General features: G+C 30.1%; 13 protein-coding genes. All 13 read left to right on the forward strand.

What is annotated here, in order from left to right; genetic code table 11:
- Positions 1–45: 45 nt before the first annotated feature.
- The 13 genes from gdhA (at position 46) to CURI_RS01465 (ending at position 17,474) form a co-directional block, all read left to right on the forward strand.
- Positions 46–1,389 (forward strand): NADP-specific glutamate dehydrogenase, encoded by a 1,344-nt coding sequence (gene gdhA, locus CURI_RS01410; protein ID WP_014966500.1) that lies wholly within the window; start codon positions 46–48, stop codon positions 1,387–1,389.
- Positions 1,390–1,798: 409 nt separating this feature from the next.
- A complete protein-coding gene (locus tag CURI_RS15715; RefSeq protein WP_187287413.1) occupies positions 1,799–1,966 on the forward strand; it encodes a hypothetical protein in 168 nt (55 codons plus the stop codon).
- A gap of 191 nt (positions 1,967–2,157) precedes the next feature.
- Positions 2,158–3,042 (forward strand): DNA-3-methyladenine glycosylase family protein, encoded by an 885-nt coding sequence (locus CURI_RS01415; RefSeq protein WP_014966501.1) that lies wholly within the window; start codon positions 2,158–2,160, stop codon positions 3,040–3,042.
- A gap of 15 nt (positions 3,043–3,057) precedes the next feature.
- Positions 3,058–3,750, forward strand: a complete 693-nt coding sequence (locus CURI_RS01420) for a response regulator transcription factor (protein WP_014966502.1) — start codon at positions 3,058–3,060, stop codon at positions 3,748–3,750.
- A 124-nt stretch (positions 3,751–3,874) separates the two neighbouring features.
- The gene (locus CURI_RS01425) at positions 3,875–4,828 is read left to right on the forward strand and encodes a sensor histidine kinase (RefSeq protein WP_014966503.1); all 954 of its coding nucleotides are present in this window, start codon (positions 3,875–3,877) and stop codon (positions 4,826–4,828) included.
- 138 nt (positions 4,829–4,966) lie between these two features.
- Complete coding sequence (locus CURI_RS01430) at positions 4,967–5,734, forward strand: ABC transporter ATP-binding protein (RefSeq protein ID WP_014966504.1); 768 nt, start codon at positions 4,967–4,969, stop codon at positions 5,732–5,734.
- A gap of 171 nt (positions 5,735–5,905) precedes the next feature.
- The gene (locus CURI_RS01435; protein WP_014966505.1) at positions 5,906–7,693 is read left to right on the forward strand and encodes an ABC transporter permease; all 1,788 of its coding nucleotides are present in this window, start codon (positions 5,906–5,908) and stop codon (positions 7,691–7,693) included.
- Between the two features lie 115 nt (positions 7,694–7,808).
- The gene (locus tag CURI_RS01440) at positions 7,809–8,225 is read left to right on the forward strand and encodes a HutP family protein (protein WP_014966506.1); all 417 of its coding nucleotides are present in this window, start codon (positions 7,809–7,811) and stop codon (positions 8,223–8,225) included.
- Positions 8,226–8,415: 190 nt separating this feature from the next.
- Positions 8,416–9,462 (forward strand): ABC transporter substrate-binding protein, encoded by a 1,047-nt coding sequence (locus tag CURI_RS01445; RefSeq protein WP_014966507.1) that lies wholly within the window; start codon positions 8,416–8,418, stop codon positions 9,460–9,462.
- A complete protein-coding gene (locus CURI_RS01450; protein ID WP_014966508.1) occupies positions 9,455–10,369 on the forward strand; it encodes an ABC transporter permease in 915 nt (304 codons plus the stop codon). Before CURI_RS01445 ends, CURI_RS01450 begins: the two co-directional genes overlap by 8 nt.
- Positions 10,362–11,153, forward strand: coding sequence for an ABC transporter ATP-binding protein (locus tag CURI_RS01455; RefSeq protein WP_014966509.1), 792 nt, complete (start codon positions 10,362–10,364; stop codon positions 11,151–11,153). The genes CURI_RS01450 and CURI_RS01455 overlap by 8 nt, the downstream gene beginning before the upstream one ends.
- A gap of 145 nt (positions 11,154–11,298) precedes the next feature.
- Entirely contained in the window at positions 11,299–11,979 is a 681-nt protein-coding gene (locus CURI_RS01460) for a DUF554 domain-containing protein (RefSeq protein WP_014966510.1), read from the forward strand.
- Between the two features lie 335 nt (positions 11,980–12,314).
- A complete protein-coding gene (locus CURI_RS01465; RefSeq protein ID WP_014966511.1) occupies positions 12,315–17,474 on the forward strand; it encodes a collagen binding domain-containing protein in 5,160 nt (1,719 codons plus the stop codon).
- Positions 17,475–17,495: the final 21 nt, after the last annotated feature.

The following is a 17,495-nucleotide window of genomic DNA, read 5'->3' on the forward strand; positions in this document are numbered from 1 at the left end:
TTTTAAAAATATAATATAAAATAAAATAAAAAAGGAGACGAAAACATGACAAACTATATAGAAGAAGTTCTTGAAAAAGTTAAAAAAAGAGATGAGCATGAACCTGAATTTATACAAGCAGTGGAAGAGGTTCTACATTCTTTAAGCCCAGTTATAGAAAAGCATCCTGAATATGTAGATACAAACATATTAGAAAGAATTTGTGAACCTGAAAGAGTTATAATGTTTAAAGTACCATGGGATGATGACAATGGAAAAGTTCACGTAAGTCGTGGATTTAGAGTTCAATTTAATGGTTCTATAGGGCCATATAAAGGTGGACTGAGATTTCACCCAACAGTAAACTTAAGTGTATTAAAATTCTTAGGTTTTGAACAAACTTTTAAAAACTCACTTACAGGACTTCCAATAGGTGGAGGAAAAGGTGGTTCAGACTTCGATCCTAGAGGGAAGTCTGATAGCGAAATAAGAAGATTTTGTGAAAGCTTCATGACAGAACTATATAGACATATAGGTCCAGATGTTGACGTTCCAGCAGGAGATATAGGAGTAGGGGCTAGAGAAATAGGATATTTATATGGATACTATAGAAGACTTAGAGGAGCTTTTGAGAACGGAGTATTGACAGGTAAAGGACTATCTTATGGTGGAAGTTTGATAAGACCAGAAGCTACAGGATATGGAGTTACTTACTTCTGTAATGAGATACTTAAGCATGAGGGAGATTCAATAGAGGGAAAAACTGTATCAGTTTCAGGATTCGGTAATGTTGCTTGGGGAGTATGTATAAAAGTAAGTGAATTAGGCGGAAAAGTAGTTACACTATCAGGTCCAGATGGATATATATACGATCCAGACGGAGTATCTGGAGAAAAGATAGATTATATGGTAGAGATGAGACTATCAGGTAGAGATAAAGTTAAAGACTATGCTGACAAATTTGGAGTAGAATTCTTTGAAGCTCAAAAACCATGGGGAGTTAAAGTAGATATAGCTATTCCATGTGCTACTCAAAATGAAATAGGAATGGAAGAAGCTAAGAAATTAGTAGATAACAGAGTAAAATATTTAGTTGAAGCTGCTAACATGCCTACAAGTAATGAAGCTATAAAATACCTTCAAGATAATAACACAATAATAGGACCTGCAAAAGCAGCTAATGCTGGTGGAGTAGCTACTTCAGCATTAGAAATGACTCAGAACAGCATGCGACTCGCTTGGACAGAAGAAGAAGTTGATGAAAAGCTTCATCAAATAATGATAAATATTCATAATAGTGCTATGAAAGCAGCAGAAGATTATGGATTCGGATATAATTTAGTTGCAGGAGCTAATATAGCAGGATTCTTAAAAGTAGCAGAAGCTATGTATGCACAAGGAATATACTAGAAAAAGTATAATTAAAATATAATATAAAGTTGTATAAAACCCTAAAGTTGAAGTTATATTTAATGAATGAACTGTCAAACTTTAGGGTTTTATTTTGCTTTAATATATACTACACAAACGATTCAAAGTATCAAATGTTTTCCTAGAGAAATTTTTAGTTACAATATACAATTGTCAAAAATAACAAATTAGAGTATACTTTTATTTCGTTGTAGAAAATATTTTAAATGTTAAATACTAATGAGTAAATTGAGATAAATGCAATGGGTGTAATAAAACCAAGTAAATATACGGGATAAATAAGAATAAGTTAACTTAATATTTACTAAAGCATAATTTTCATATAACAAAATAGTAGTATATTTTTAATAGAGAACTTTATAAATTATAGTTATTGGGGGTAATGGGATTGGAAGATAAAAAAACAATTTTAATAATAGCACTATCAACTTTATTAGCAATTGGTATAACTGTTTATGGAGAAAGAACATCAGCAGGGAAATTAGAAAAAGAAAACACTATATATAAAAGTGAACTATATCTTAACACTAACTTGAATAGTTTAAACAATGAATAATATAAAATAAATAATATTAATTTTGTTTATAGGTAAGAATCTTAATATACAAAGAAATGGGGGATCTTTGTATATCGAGATTCTTTTTTGTTTTTGAAGATTAATTGAAACAAAAGGGTATTAAGTATACTGCTAAAAGTGTAAGATATAGTTAGCTTGTTATACAATAGATATTGAAAGGAGAAATTAATTTGAAGTACAATACTTATGAAAAAGACGGAAAAGTGATAATAGAAAATGTAAAAGATTTTGAACCTAAACATATATTTGAATGTGGACAATGTTTTAGATGGAATGATGAAGGTGACGGTAGTTTTACAGGAGTTGCTTTTGGTAAGGTTGTAAATATAAAAAAAGAAGAAGATAATATAATAATATCTAACACTAATATAAAAGAGTTTGAAGATATATGGTACGATTATTTAGACTTAGGTAGGAATTATGGTGAAGTTAAAGAGAAATTAAGCAATGATCCAATACTAAAAGAGGCTATAAAATTTGGAGAAGGGATAAGGATATTAAGACAAGACGAGTGGGAAATCTTAATTTCATTTATAATATCAGCAAATAATAGAATACCTATGATAAAAAAGGCAATAGATATATTAAGTGAAAAGTACGGTGAGTTTATAGGTGAGTTTAATGGGAAAAAGTATTATGCATTTCCAACACCAGAAAACTTAAAAGATGCATCTATAGAGGACATAGAAAACTGTAAAACAGGTTTCAGAGCTAAGTATATATCAGCTGCCATAAATAGAGTTTTAGATAAGGAGATAGACATATATAAATTAGAAAATCTTTCTACAGAAGAAGCTAGAGAAGAACTTATGACTTTTTCGGGAGTTGGGCCTAAAGTTTCTGATTGTATAATGCTATTTTCCATGGGAAAAGCAGATGCATTTCCTATAGATGTGTGGGTGAAAAGAATTATGGAACATTTTTACTTAGAAGAAGATACAAAATTAAATGACATACAGAAATATGCAGGAGATAAATTCAGAGAATTAGCTGGATTTGCACAGCAGTACTTATTTTACTATGCTAGGGAACTAGGAATAGGTAAGAAAAAATAGGGAGTAAGATAATTTATGTATAAAATTCTAGTTGTTGAAGACGATGAGAAATTGATAGATCTTATAAAAGAGAGACTAAAAAGATATGGATATGAAGTTGTTACTGTTAAAGACTACTCTAATATTAGAGGAGAGTTTATATCAGAAAAGCCACATCTAGTACTATTAGATATTAACTTACCAAACTTTGATGGTTTTTTCTGGTGTAGAGAGATAAGAAGTATATCTAAAGTTCCTATTATATTCATCTCAGCTAGATTCTCTGATATGGATCAAGTTATGGCAATAGAAAATGGTGGAGACGATTATATTATAAAACCATTTTCTTTTGATCTTCTCTTGGCAAAAATTAAAGGTGTTATTCGAAGAAGTTATGGGGAATATGCTGAAAGTGAATCAAAGGATATATATGAATGTAAAGGAGTTTATTTATATATAAAGCAAAATATAGTTGAGTATAATGAAAAAAAGATAGAGCTTAGTAAAAAAGAGTTCGCTTTGTTATATATACTTATAGCTAACTTAAATGAAATAGTACCTAGAGAATCTATTTTAGCAGAGTTATGGGACGATGTAGAATTTGTAGACGATAATACTCTATCAGTAAATATTGCTAGACTTAGAAAGAGACTAGAAGAGATAGGAATTTATGATTCGATTCAAACAAAAAGAGGTCAAGGCTATATTATGACTAAAACTTGGGATTAGGTGAAGAAATGAATTTAAGATTCTATTTAAAAGATAGGTTAATATATATATTACTTTACTTTTTAAGCTCAGCTTTAACTATAATTATAATGATGTTAGATCTGATAATTATAAAAGAAAAATAATGATAGAGAATATAATTTATTCTTTTATATTGGTATTTGTATTATTGGTATTTGCAATAATTTTAGACTATATGAAGAAGAAAAGTGTTTATGATTCTATAAATTATGGATTAGATGCAGAATATGATATGGGACATATATTTAATATTCCAGATAACATTAGCCATGAGCATGATATTTTTAAAAAACTATTAGTCAATAATTATATGAACTATGAAGATACACTAGAAAAATATAAGAAAAACTATAAAACTCAAATGGACTTTAAAAGTAGATGGATACATCAAATGAAGACACCTGTATCAGTTATAAAACTTATGCTTGAAAATGAAAAGGATAAGACTACGGAGAAAAGCACCAGAAGAAGTTATGAAAGTATAGAAGAAGAGATAGAAAAGCTATCTCATGGGCTTGAAATGGCATTATACACTTTAAGAGTAAATGATTTTGAGCTAGACTTTAAAGTAGAGGAAGTAGAAATACTAGATGTAGTAAGAGGAATTATAAATGAAAATAAAAATACTTTTATAATGAACTCAATTTATCCTAAAATAACTTCAAGTGAAAATATAAAAGTAAAGAGTGATAAAAAGTGGATTAAATTTGTTTTAAGCCAAATTATATGTAATAGTATAAAATACTCTAAAGTAAAGAAAAGTGATAATAAAGCTATAAAGATAAGTTTAGATAGATCAAGTGATAGAACGATACTTTCAGTAGCGGATCAAGGGGTAGGAATACCTAAAGAAGATATAGGAAGAGTGTTTAATTCTTTTTACACAGGTAAAAATGGAAGAAAATATAAAGAATCTACGGGTATGGGACTATATCTTGCAAAAGATGTATGCGATAAACTAGGACATGATATAAGTGTAGAATCTATAGAAGGAGAATGGACAAGAGTAAATATAACTTTTTACGATGGAAAAAGTATTTATAATATAAGTGAGTAGTGCTATCATTACAATATTGTAAGATATAACTATTAAATTGAAAGAGAAATCAATACTATGATTTCTCTTGTTTTATTATAATCTTTATGAAGCAAAGATTGATTTCTAAAGATTATATTTTATATAGGGGGTAATATCGTGTTAGTTTTAGAAACTAAAGAATTGTCTAAAGTTTATGGTAGTAAGGGAAAAGGAATAGTTGTAAAAGCATTAGATAATTTTAATATGAACATAAAAGAGGGAGAATTTGTAGGGGTAATGGGTCCATCGGGAAGCGGAAAGACTACTCTTTTGAACATTCTTGCCACTATAGATTCACCATCATCGGGAGAGGTTCTAATAGGGGGACAAAATCCTCATAAATTAAATGAAGATAAATTAGCACTGTTTAGAAGACAAAATCTGGGTTTTATATTTCAGGACTTTAACCTTTTAGATACTCTTTCAATAAAAGAAAATATAATACTTCCATTAGTGCTAGAGGGAGCAAAAAATACAGAAATAGAAGAAAAGTTGCAAGAAATATCATCTGTATTGAATATAAAAGAAATATTGAATAAAAGAACTTATGAAGTTTCAGGGGGTCAACAACAAAGAACTGCTTGTGCAAGGGCACTTATAAATAAGCCATCTATGATATTGGCAGATGAGCCTACTGGGAATTTAGACTCAAAGTCATCTTATGACTTAATGGAATCATTAGAAAAGATAAATGCAGAAAAGAAAGCTACTATAGTAATGGTAACTCATGATGCTTTTGCTGCAAGCTTCTGTAATAGAATAATAATGATAAAAGACGGAAAGTTCTTTTTAGAAATAAATAAAAGTTCTAGTAGGCAAGTGTTTTTTAAAGAGATATTAGACGCATTATCCCTTCTCGGAGGTGGGTATAATGAAAATATCTAATATAGCTATAAATAATGTGAAGGGGAACTTATATAGATATATAATGTATTATTTAAGCAATTCCTTTGCAGTAAGTGCATTTTTTTATTTGCTAATTTCATATTTCATCCATCTTTAACCAGCGATACTATTGCTCAAAGTGAAACTATTAAGCTAGGAGCCGTACAGGGTATGATAGCTAGTCAAATCATAATAGTAATATTTTCAATACTATTTGTAAGCTATTCTACATCTATATTTATAAAGTCAAGGGGAAAAGAGTTTGGACTTCTATCATTGTTTGGAATGACTAAAAGTCAAATAAGAAAATATGTTTTAATAGAAAATACTATAATATCTATATTATCTTTAGTAACAGGATTAGTGACAGGAGTTATTTTTCTAAAATTGTTTCTTATGATAATGGAGGTATTTTTAGATGCAGAAATGCTGTTTAATGTATCATTAAAAGCAGTAGGAATTACTTCTCTGATATTCTTAGCTCTATTTGAAATAATAAGTGCCATCATGACTTTTCAAATAAAGGGAAAAGAAATATCTCAACAATTAAAGTCTGATAAAGTACCTAAAGTAGTACCTGAGTTTTCTAAAACGAAAGCAATATTAGGAATAGCACTTATAGTAGTTGGATATATAGTAGCCTGGAATGCATATGATGTAGTTGTGATAATAGCTATGTTACCAGTAATATTTATAGTGTCCATAGGAACGTATTTTACATTTACTCAGCTTAGCATAGCAGTTGCCAATAAAATTCTTAAAAGCAAAAAAGTACTATATAATAAAATAAATATTGTTGCTTTTTCTCAAATGATATTTAAACTTCAAGATACAGCGAAAGTACTTTTTTTAGCATCCATATTAGGAGCTATTACAGTTACAGCTACGGAAACAATGTACTCTCTTTTACAAGAAGCAACTATGATGACTGAAGAGGTTGGCAATCAAGATATTACCTTATTTAGAGAAAAAGAAAATGTAAGAGATAAACAATCTATAGTAATGATAGAAGAGATACTTAAAAAGCATAAAGTAAGTATAATGGAGTCTAGAGAAGTAGAAGGTATTATAGCTAAGAATGAAACTGCACAAGAAATAAAGGGAAATAACTCTAGAGAAACTATAGAGAATTTTCTTTTAATATCTAACTCAAAATATAATGAGCTTGCTAAATCACTAGGAAAAGAGCAAATAAAAGTTAACGAAAATGAAGTGGTTTACAACTATCCATATAAATATTTATCAGGAGTAGAATTAAATGAAAAAAATAAGATATTTAAAAATAATAAACTAAAAATAAATCTAAATGGCGAGTCAAAGGAATTTAATCTGGATAAAGAGATATATGAAAATCTTAGTAGACTAAGCATGAAAGGATATAGTCATATTCTTGTGATGAATGATTCTGAGTTTAACGATATATCTCAGAAAACTAAAGATGAAAATAAAGTCTTATATAATGAGATAAAGTTAGATAACTGGAGACAGTCTTACAATGCTTCAAAAGAAATAGGAGAAGTATTAGGAGAAAAGTATCAGGATAATTATTATTCAAAATCTATAGTATATAGAATGATAAGAAATAGTTTTGGAATGAGTTTATTTATAGGATTCTTTATAGCATTCTTATTCCTTATTGCGGCAGGAAGTATAATATACTTTAAGTTATTTAATGAGTTAAAACAAGATAGTATGGAATACAATATTTTAAGAAAAATAGGAACTACTAGAAGTGAGATAAATAGAATTATAACTAAACAAATAGCAGTTATTTTCTTCCTACCATTTTTAGTAAGTACATCACACTCACTATTTGCATTAAAATCATTATCAAATTTAATGGGCAGAAATCTTTTTACTAATGGAATTTTAGTAGCAATAGGATATTTAGTTTTTCAGATAGGATATTTTTTCATAATAAGAGGCATGTATATAAAAAGAATAAAATGTATGGAGTAGAATATATCTGTCGCTGTAGAATAAAACTACAGTGGCAGATATATTTTTTATTAATTTTGCTTATAATAACAAATCATTTATAATATAGATATATTAAATACAAGGAGTTGTTAAGATGAAGGATGCAGGAATAGAAGTCGCAAAAGCGGCTATAAAAATAGCTATGTCAACTAGAGGAGAAGAAGTTGAACTTATAAAAGAGTTTAAGAAACAAAATATTTTAGGTGCAGGAGTAGATATTGGAGGAGATTTGGTAGCTTCTATACCTAAGATAATAGAGAGAGCTGTAGTTGCTTCAAGACGTAGTGGAGTAACAAAGGAGTGCTTTGTACATGATGGAGCAGTAGCAGGGGCTACAAGAGAAGCTATAATACAAGTATCTTCTAAGACTATAGGTCTAAATATAGGCGGTAAAATAGGTATAGCTAGATGCAAAGGACATCTAACAGTATGTATTTTTCTAAGCGTTGGATTACTTCATTTAGATGAAGTGGTAGTAGGAATAGGTCATAGGTCAATATCAGATAATTAGTTATTTTGAAGAATCTGGGAAAGGCGTGCCGTATATTGACTTGCAAAGGTTTTTTATATATAATTTCAGGTATATAAAAAGTACGGTGGGATAGGTAGCGACCCTGTACTTTATCACTTTATAGTGATAAAAATTGTAGTATTGTAGTATAGTAGGTTTCAAAATAAAAATATTTAGGAGTGACGGTAGAATGGTAAATAAGTTTAAAAGACTAGGAAAAAAAGCTGTAGCACTAGCCCTAACATCAGCCCTAGCTGGAACTATGTTGGTAGGGTGTGGAAATGGAAGCACAGATACTAGTGAAAAAGCATCAAATAATAATGCACAAGATAAAGTGATAAAGATAGGTATATCTCAAGTCATATCACACGGTGCTCTAGATTCTACTAGAGAGGGATTTGTGGCAGCACTTGAGGAAAAAGGATACAGGGATGGAGAAAAAATAAAAATAGATTTGCAAAATGCTCAAGGAGATTCAGCGACTATGCAAACTATAGCACAAAACTTTGTAGCAGATAAAAAAGATTTGCTATTAGGTATAGGTACACCTTCAGCACAAGCGTTATACAATGCAACTAAGGACACACCAATTCTTATAACAGCAGTAACTGATCCAGTAGGAGCTGGACTTACAAAATCAATGGAAAAACCTGAGACTAATGTTACAGGAACTTCAGATGCATTAGATTTAAAATTACAATTTGAACTACTTAAAAAGCTAGCACCAAATGCTAAGAATATAGGAGTACTATATACTACTAGTGAATCAAACTCAGAAGTACAATTAAAAGAAATAAAAGCAAAAGCGCCTGAATTTGGTTTTAAAATAGTTGAGGCTGGTGTTGCAACTACTAATGATGTAGCACAATCATTAGAACATATAATAGGAAAAATAGATGCTATGTATATACCAACAGACAATATCATAGTTAATTCAATGCCTTTAATATACTCTAAAACTATAGATAAAAAAATACCTATAATAGGATCAGAAAAAGGTCAAGTAGAGAATGGAGCGTTAGCTACGGAAGGAATTGACTACTATAAACTAGGATATCAAACAGGACTTATGGCAGTAGAAATATTAGAAGGAAAGAAACCAGCTGATATGCCTGTTCAAACAGCTAATGAATATATATTAAATGTTAATAAAGAAACTTTAGGAAAATTATCAATAGAATTACCTGAAGAATTAAAAGCAAAAGCAGAAATGATAGGAAGTGTGAAAGGTGATTAGTTATTTATTAAGCACATTAGAGCAAGGACTTATATTTGGAATAATGGTTCTTGGAGTATATATAACCTATAAAATATTAGACTTTCCAGACTTATCAGTTGATGGAAGCTTCCCTTTGGGAGCTTCCGTTACTGCTTATTGTCTTACACAAGGAATGAATCCTTTTTTAGCAATAATATTATCTATAATGGCAGGAGTAATAGCAGGATATGTAACTGGATTTCTTCATGTTAGATTAAGAATTACAAATTTATTATCTGGAATTATAGTTATGACAGGGCTTTATTCTATAAATTTAAGAATAATGGGTAAACCAAATACATCGTTATTTAATGTTAAGAGTATTTTTTCATATGACCTTCCTTCAATAGACTTTCTAGGATATAACATAGTTCCACTTATAATAATCTTGGTAATTGTAGCTGTAGTTAAGATTCTACTAGACTTATATTTATCTACAAAGTCTGGATTTGTATTAAGAGCTACAGGAGACAACCCTCAGTTGGTAACTTCTTTAGGAGTAGATATCGGAAAGGCTAAAATATTAGGAGTTGCAATTTCAAATGGACTAGTTGCATTATCTGGATCAATACTTGCTCAAAGGAATAGCTTTGCAGATGTTGGAATGGGAACAGGTGTTATAGTTATAGGACTAGCTTCTATAATTATAGGAGAGGCTATGTTTAGTAGACTTAGAGCTGTAAAAATCACTATGGCAGTACTAGTAGGATCTATCGTATATAAATACTGTATAGCTTTAGCACTTAAATTAGGATTTGATGCTAATGATTTAAAACTTATTACTGCGATAATAGTTATAATACTTCTAGGAATTAATAATAGAGGAGATATATTTAAAGGACTCTTTAAGAAATCTGCTAAAAGTAGAGGTGAGTCTAATGCTTAAAGTAAATAATCTTGTAAAAGTATTCAATAAAAATACTGTGAATGAAAATGTAATATTCAATAATTTTTCAATAGAAATAAATAAGGGTGACTTTATTACTATAATAGGAAGTAATGGAGCGGGAAAATCTACTCTTTTAAATGTAATTTCAGGTGTACTTTCAATGGATGAAGGGACGTTAATATTAGATGGGAAGGATATAACTAATCTTCCGGAGTACAAACGAACTAGACAAATCGCTAGAGTATTTCAAGATCCATCTAAAGGAGTTTCTCCTTCAATGAGTATACTTGAAAATATGTCTATGGCATATAATAAGGGTAAAACTTTTGGATTAACTAGAGGTGTAAGTAAAAAAAATATAGGCTTATTTAAAGAGTTAGTTTCAACTTTAAATTTAGGATTAGAAAATAAGATGGATGAAAAGGTAGGATTGCTATCTGGAGGACAAAGACAATCACTATCGTTAATAATGTCTACGATGTGCAGACCTAAAGTTCTTCTATTAGATGAGCATACAGCAGCATTAGACCCTAAAACTTCAGCTAGAATAATAGAGCTTACATCTGAAATAGTAAATAGAGACAATATTACTACAATGATGGTTACTCATGATTTAAGTCATGTTACTAAGCTTGGTAATAGAGTAATAATGATGCATAGGGGAAATGTTGTATTAGATATTAGAGGGGAAGAAAAGAAAGCATTGACTGTAGAAAAACTACTTTCTAGCTTTGATGATGTTCAAGGAATGCTATCAGACAGAACTTTATTATCTAAGTAGCCAAAAAGAAGTAAAGTTTCTTACAAGTAAAGTTAAATTTATTCATTATGAGGCACTATATGTATTAATAAAATCAACATGCATATAGTGTCTTTATTATGTTTATGTTAATATATTATATAAACTTAAAATTGGGAGGAAAAAAATGTTAGGAGTCATAGTAAATGTCTTAGCAATTATTGTAGGAGGAACTTTGGGTCTTATATTTAAAAGATTTATAAAAGAATCTTATAAAGAGACTATTATGAACGGATTAGGGCTTTCGGTAATAATAATGGGTATTATGAGTGCCATTAAATCTAAAGAGTTCTTATTAGTAATAGTGAGTATCGTACTTGGAAGTTTAATAGGTGAAATACTAGATATAGAAGGAAAACTTAATAAACTTGGAGAGTTTATGGGTAGTAAATTTAGCAAAGATAGCTCTAATGACTCTAGTTTTTCAAAAGCATTTGTGACAACTTCACTTATATTTTGTGTAGGAGCTATGGGTATCTTGGGTTCTCTTGAAAGTGGATTGTCTGGAAACCATCAAACTTTATATGCTAAATCTATTTTAGATGGAGTTTCATCTACTATATTTAGTTCCACTCTAGGGATAGGAGTATTATTTTCAACTATACCAGTACTGATATATCAAGGGTCAATAGTACTTGCTGCATCACTTATAAAGGGTTTTCTAACAGACCCAATGATAACGGAAATATCAGCAGTAGGTGGAATACTTATAATAGCCATAGGACTTAATGTACTAAATATAAAAAATATAAAAATAGGAAATATGTTGCCGTCTATATTAATACCTGTAATATATTTTATGTTCTAAAGTATACTTATACTAAATTCATTCATTAAAGAAAGTTAACTATAAAAATCCATAGATATAATAAAAATCCCTCAATTTAAATTGAGGGATTTTTATTTTCGTCTAAAATAACTTGAATAATATGAAATGGATTAAATAACTTATATAGAAACAAAAGTAAAATTGTTCAGAAATTGTTCAGATGGGTTTTGGTAGAATTTAGATAACAATTTAAAAAGGAGGGGACAAAGCTTCATAAGGTTAAGGGTTTGTCTTGAATAAGTTACTTTATAATCATAGAAATAATCATAACTATAAACCTGTAGATGCTAACTAATATATAAAGGAGGATTGAATTGAAGTTTATTAAAAATAAGAGGTTTAACCTGCATATTATTATCATGATTATAGCGCTAGTACTCCAACTAGTAGCTCCTACTTTTAGTTACAATTCATTTGCAGAATCAGTAAATTCTGAAGTTAACGAGTCTAATGATAACTTAGACTTAGAGGAAGAAGATGTAGCTAAAGATACGGAGATTGATAATTCAGAACTAGAAAGTGAACCACCAGAAGGTGAGGATGATTCAGAAGAATCTACAGTGGGGAAATTTACAAGTGAAGAGTATAGTGAAGAAGAAACTATAGAAGAAAAGGATATTCAAGTTCCAAATGACTTGGGTTTAATGAACTATGATATCAATAGCTTATTAGAATCCCCGAAGTATATTGATTCTATAAAGAACGTAAAGTTAAGCTATTATAGCAATGGCAAGGAAATAGTGCTAAATCCAGATGAACCTTTAGATCAGAATGTAGAAGTTAAAATATCGTATATTTGGGAACTATCAGATCAAGAAAAAGTTAATGATGGTGACTATACAGAGGTTAAACTACCAGATATATTTGAAATCTACAATGAAGTGAATGGACGGCTTTCTGTATCAGGTGGAGAGTCTGCCGGAACTTATAAGCTTAGCAAAGATGGAACTCTTAGACTGACATTTAATGATTACGCAGATAATTTATATGGCGTGGAGGGGTACGTAAACTTTGAGACTTCTTTTGATAGAGGAAACTTAAAAGGAGAAAATCCTAAGGTAATAAAGTTTCCAATAAATGAATCTCAAACTACAGGTATTACAATTAAATTTAAACCCAATAATGTATCTGGGCCGGTGCAAAAATCAGGAGTACCTAATAAAACTGTAAATGCTAATGAGATAACTTGGACTATAGATGTAAATAAGTCTTTAAATGGGGTTAAAAATGCATTAATAGAAGATACATTTGATACAGGTATGAGTTTCAAAACAGGCTCCATGAGAATTAATAAATTAAAAGTGGACTTAGATGGAAAGGCTACACTAGGAGAGGAAATCTCAGGATTGACTCCGCAGATATCTGGAGATGGATTTACCTTAAATCTCGGAGATATAAGTGATGCATACAGAATAGAGTACAAAACGGAAATAGAAGATTTTGAAAAGACCAGTTTCAAAAATGTTGCAAAGTTTAATGGTGGATCATCTAGTCCTACAGTAACTATAAATAGGGGTAGTGTGATAGAGAAAAATGGAGAGACAGACAGAAGTTTTAATGCTGATAAGATTACATGGACGGTGTATGTAAACAAATCAGAATCTAAAATAAATAGTGGTGTTCTTACAGATATTTATGGAGAAGGACTAAAATTAAATGAAAGTACTGTGAAAGTTTATGAACTAACTTTAGACAACAATGGTAATGAGAATAGTGCGAATCAAATAACTACAGGATTCACTAAAAATCATTATGAAAATGAAAAGAAACTTGAAATAGAATTCGGTGGAGAAATAAATAAGGCATATAAGATAATATACGAGACTGAAATAATAGATAAAGAAAAAACATCATTTAAAAACAATGCAGAATTTGAGGGTGGAAAAGTTTCTAAGACTATAAATATAAGTATAGGTGAGAAACTGAAAAAATCAGGAACTGCAAATATAAGCTACAATGATGCGAAGTATATTAATTGGACTATTGATATGAACGGAAGAGAGCTTTCTATAAACGATGCACAACTTATCGATATTATAGGAAATGGTCTAGAATTAGTACCAGGAACAATAACAGTTAAAGAAATAAGTTATTCTAGTAATGGGAGTGTAAATGTCGGAAGTAACGTTACTACTAGCTTTACAATAAATGAAAATAGTGATAAGAAGGGATTTAACCTAAAGCTAGGAGATATAAATAAGGCATATAGGATAGAATATGAAACAAAAATTACAGATCATGATAGTTTATCTATATATGAAAATGATGTTAATTTAAGTGGAGTTGGTATAGGGATAGACAAGAAAGCTACAGTAACACCAACTATACAAAACACTTTTGAAAAGAGTGGAAGAGGCATAGATTATTCAAATAATACTATGTCATGGAGAATTAGAGTAAATCCTACTAAGGTTGGTATAAAAGGACTTACTATAACGGATACATTCCCCAAAGATGGTCTTAAGATGTTAGAAGATACTCTGATTGTTAAAAAAGGAAGCACTACTCTTACTGAAGGGACAGAATATACTATTGAGGCTACAGATGATGATTGGAAGAAAGGTTTTATATTGAAATTTAACAACTATGAAGTAAATGAAGCAATATATGAAATAACATATAAAACTGAATTTGATCGTCCTTCACATAAAGATTATAGGGAGAATGCACTAAACGGAAAGTTAAGATATGAGAATACTGCAAGCTTTGCATGGGAAGGTGGTTCAACATCTAGAAATGCAAATCAAACTATAATTGACGTAGCAGGAAATAATGGTGAAAAATCAGGTAGGCTTATGAGTCGTGAATCTAAAGAGATTGAGTGGACTGTAGATCTTAACTATTTGTCTGAAAATTTAGGCTCAATAACTTTAAATGATAATATATCAGATGATCAAGAATTGATTACTGACTCTATAGAAATCTATGAATATAGTGTTGTCAGTACTGGAGACAGGACTCGTGGAAATTCAGTAGATAAAAGTGAATATGAAATAAATACTAACAATAAAAAAGGTTTTGATATTACATTTAAAGACGTAAATAAGCCTTATAGAGTAGTGTTTAAGACTAAAATTATCAAATCTATAACACAAAGTAATTATGAGAATACTGCTAATGTAGGTAATATTGGATATTCAGCTTCAGTAAGCTACAATGATTCAGAAAAGTTTGTAGAAAAGTCAGGAAAGCAAAATGGTAAAAATATAGATTGGAAAATTGATGTTAATAAGAGTTTGTCTAGGATACAAGATGCAACACTAATAGATGAATCAACAGGTGGACATTTAGTAAAAGAAGATAGCTTTAAAGTTTACGAAACTAAGAATCCAACAAAAATTCTTGAAAAAGGAGTAGACTATAATCTAGATGTCAGTGAAGAGGTATGGACAGATACATCAAAGACTCAAAATTTTGAATTAAACTTTACAAATACAATAGATACTATGTACACAGTTGAATATCAAACAGAGATTATAGTGCTAGAAAACGGTACAAATCTTACAAATAAGGTTTATTTTAAAGGTGAAGGGCAAAATCAGCTAGGTAGTCCAGACCAAGGTAATGTACAAATTCGTTTAACAAGTGGAGATGGCTCTGCCATAGGCGAGTTTGGAAGTTTAACTATAAATAAAGTTGACGGACATGATGAAACTGCTTTAGAAGGAGTAGAATTCACTATATATAACTCAAGAGGAAAAAGCATGAAGACGCTTAACACTAATAATAAGGGAGTCATATACTTACCGAGTCTTTTTTACGGTGAATACACTTTAAGAGAAACTAAAATGATAGATGGATATCAAGCTCTCGAAGAAGATATAAAAGTAACTATAAATAAAAAGGATACAGAGCAAACAATTAAAAACTATAAATTAGGAGTATTAGAAGTTCTAAAAATAGATGGTAGAGATGATACTAAACTTTCAGGAGGTGAATTTGAAGTTAAGGATTCTGAAGGAAATGTTATAGGTACAATAACTACAGGTATTGATGGAAAGGCTACCCTAGACGGTCTAGAGTTTGGAACATATACGGTAAAGGAGACAAAATCACCACAAGGCTATGAGCTAGATACTAAAGAATATACTATAGAAGTGACAAAAGAAAAGGTGAATAAACCTATATTGCTAGAGGTAAAGAACTATAGCCAAGTTTCACTAGAGATTTTAAAAGTAGATAGCGAAGATGAAAGTAAATTACTATCAGGCGCGGTATTTGAAGTTAGAGATTTAGGTGGAAAAAGAGTAGGATCTGTTATTACTGATACGAATGGTAAAGGTAAGATAGATAACTTATCACTAGGAAAATATACATTTATAGAGACAAAAGCACCTAGTGGATACAAGTTAGATACTACAAGATATGAACTAAATGTAGATGAAAATAGTTCGAAATTAATTGAACTAAAAATACAGAACGAAAAAAGACCAGAGACACCACAGAATCCAGAAAGTGAATTTGGTAAATTAAAAATAATTAAAGTAGACAGTGAAGACATAGACATAAAACTACAAGGAGCACAATTTGAGGTTAGAAACTCTAGTGGTAAACTTATAAAAACAGTGGTTACAGATATGAATGGAATGGCCATTATAGAAAACTTACCATTTGGAGAATATCTAATAAAGGAAACAAAGGCACCAAATCTATATAAGATGGATGATACAGAGTACACTGTAACTATAGATAGAAGTAATGTTACTGATGCACTTGAAATTGAATTGAAAAACTTTAAGAAATCACAAGACAGCGTTGGAAGACTAAAGATAACTAAGGTAGACAGTAAAGACCTTGCAACGTTTTTATTCGGAGCAGTATTCGAGATTAGAGATTCTGATGGATATTTAATACAAACATTGATTACAGATAATGATGGAGTAGCCATATCAGAAGAGTTGTCATTTGGAAATTATACAGTAGTAGAGACAAAAGCACCTATTGGATATAAGCTAAATACCACTAAACATAATGTAACTATAAACGGCACTAATATTGATAAGATAGCTTTATTAGAAGTAAAAAATATAAAGTTAACTTCACCACCAATAGATCCAGTAGATCCGACAGATTCAGAAAACAAAGAGAGACCGAGAGAAAAACGAAGATCAAAAGAAAAAGATAAACCAACAAATCCACAGGAAGAAAAAATACCAGAGGAAACGACAGATCCAGAACATCCATTATACCCGATAGATTCAGAAAATCCGAATAATCAACTAGAGACTGATGACCAAGATGAATCTGTAGATATAGAGAATATAGAAGAATCAATAAAGCCGAGTGAAATAGAGAAACAAATAAAATTAGAAGAAACAAAGGGGCTGCTTAATGCTAACGCTCAGATTCAAGATGAGACAAAAGCCAAAGAAGTACTACCTAAAACAGGTGAAATGAAAAAAACAGTATTTTATATATTAGGAACATTATTAATATTATCAGGAATATTAATAAGAAAGAGAACATATAATTAAATTTTAAAAGGCAGATTGTAT

The sequence above is a fragment of the Gottschalkia acidurici 9a genome (assembly GCF_000299355.1).
Taxonomy (GTDB): Bacteria; Bacillota; Clostridia; order Tissierellales; family Gottschalkiaceae; genus Gottschalkia; species Gottschalkia acidurici.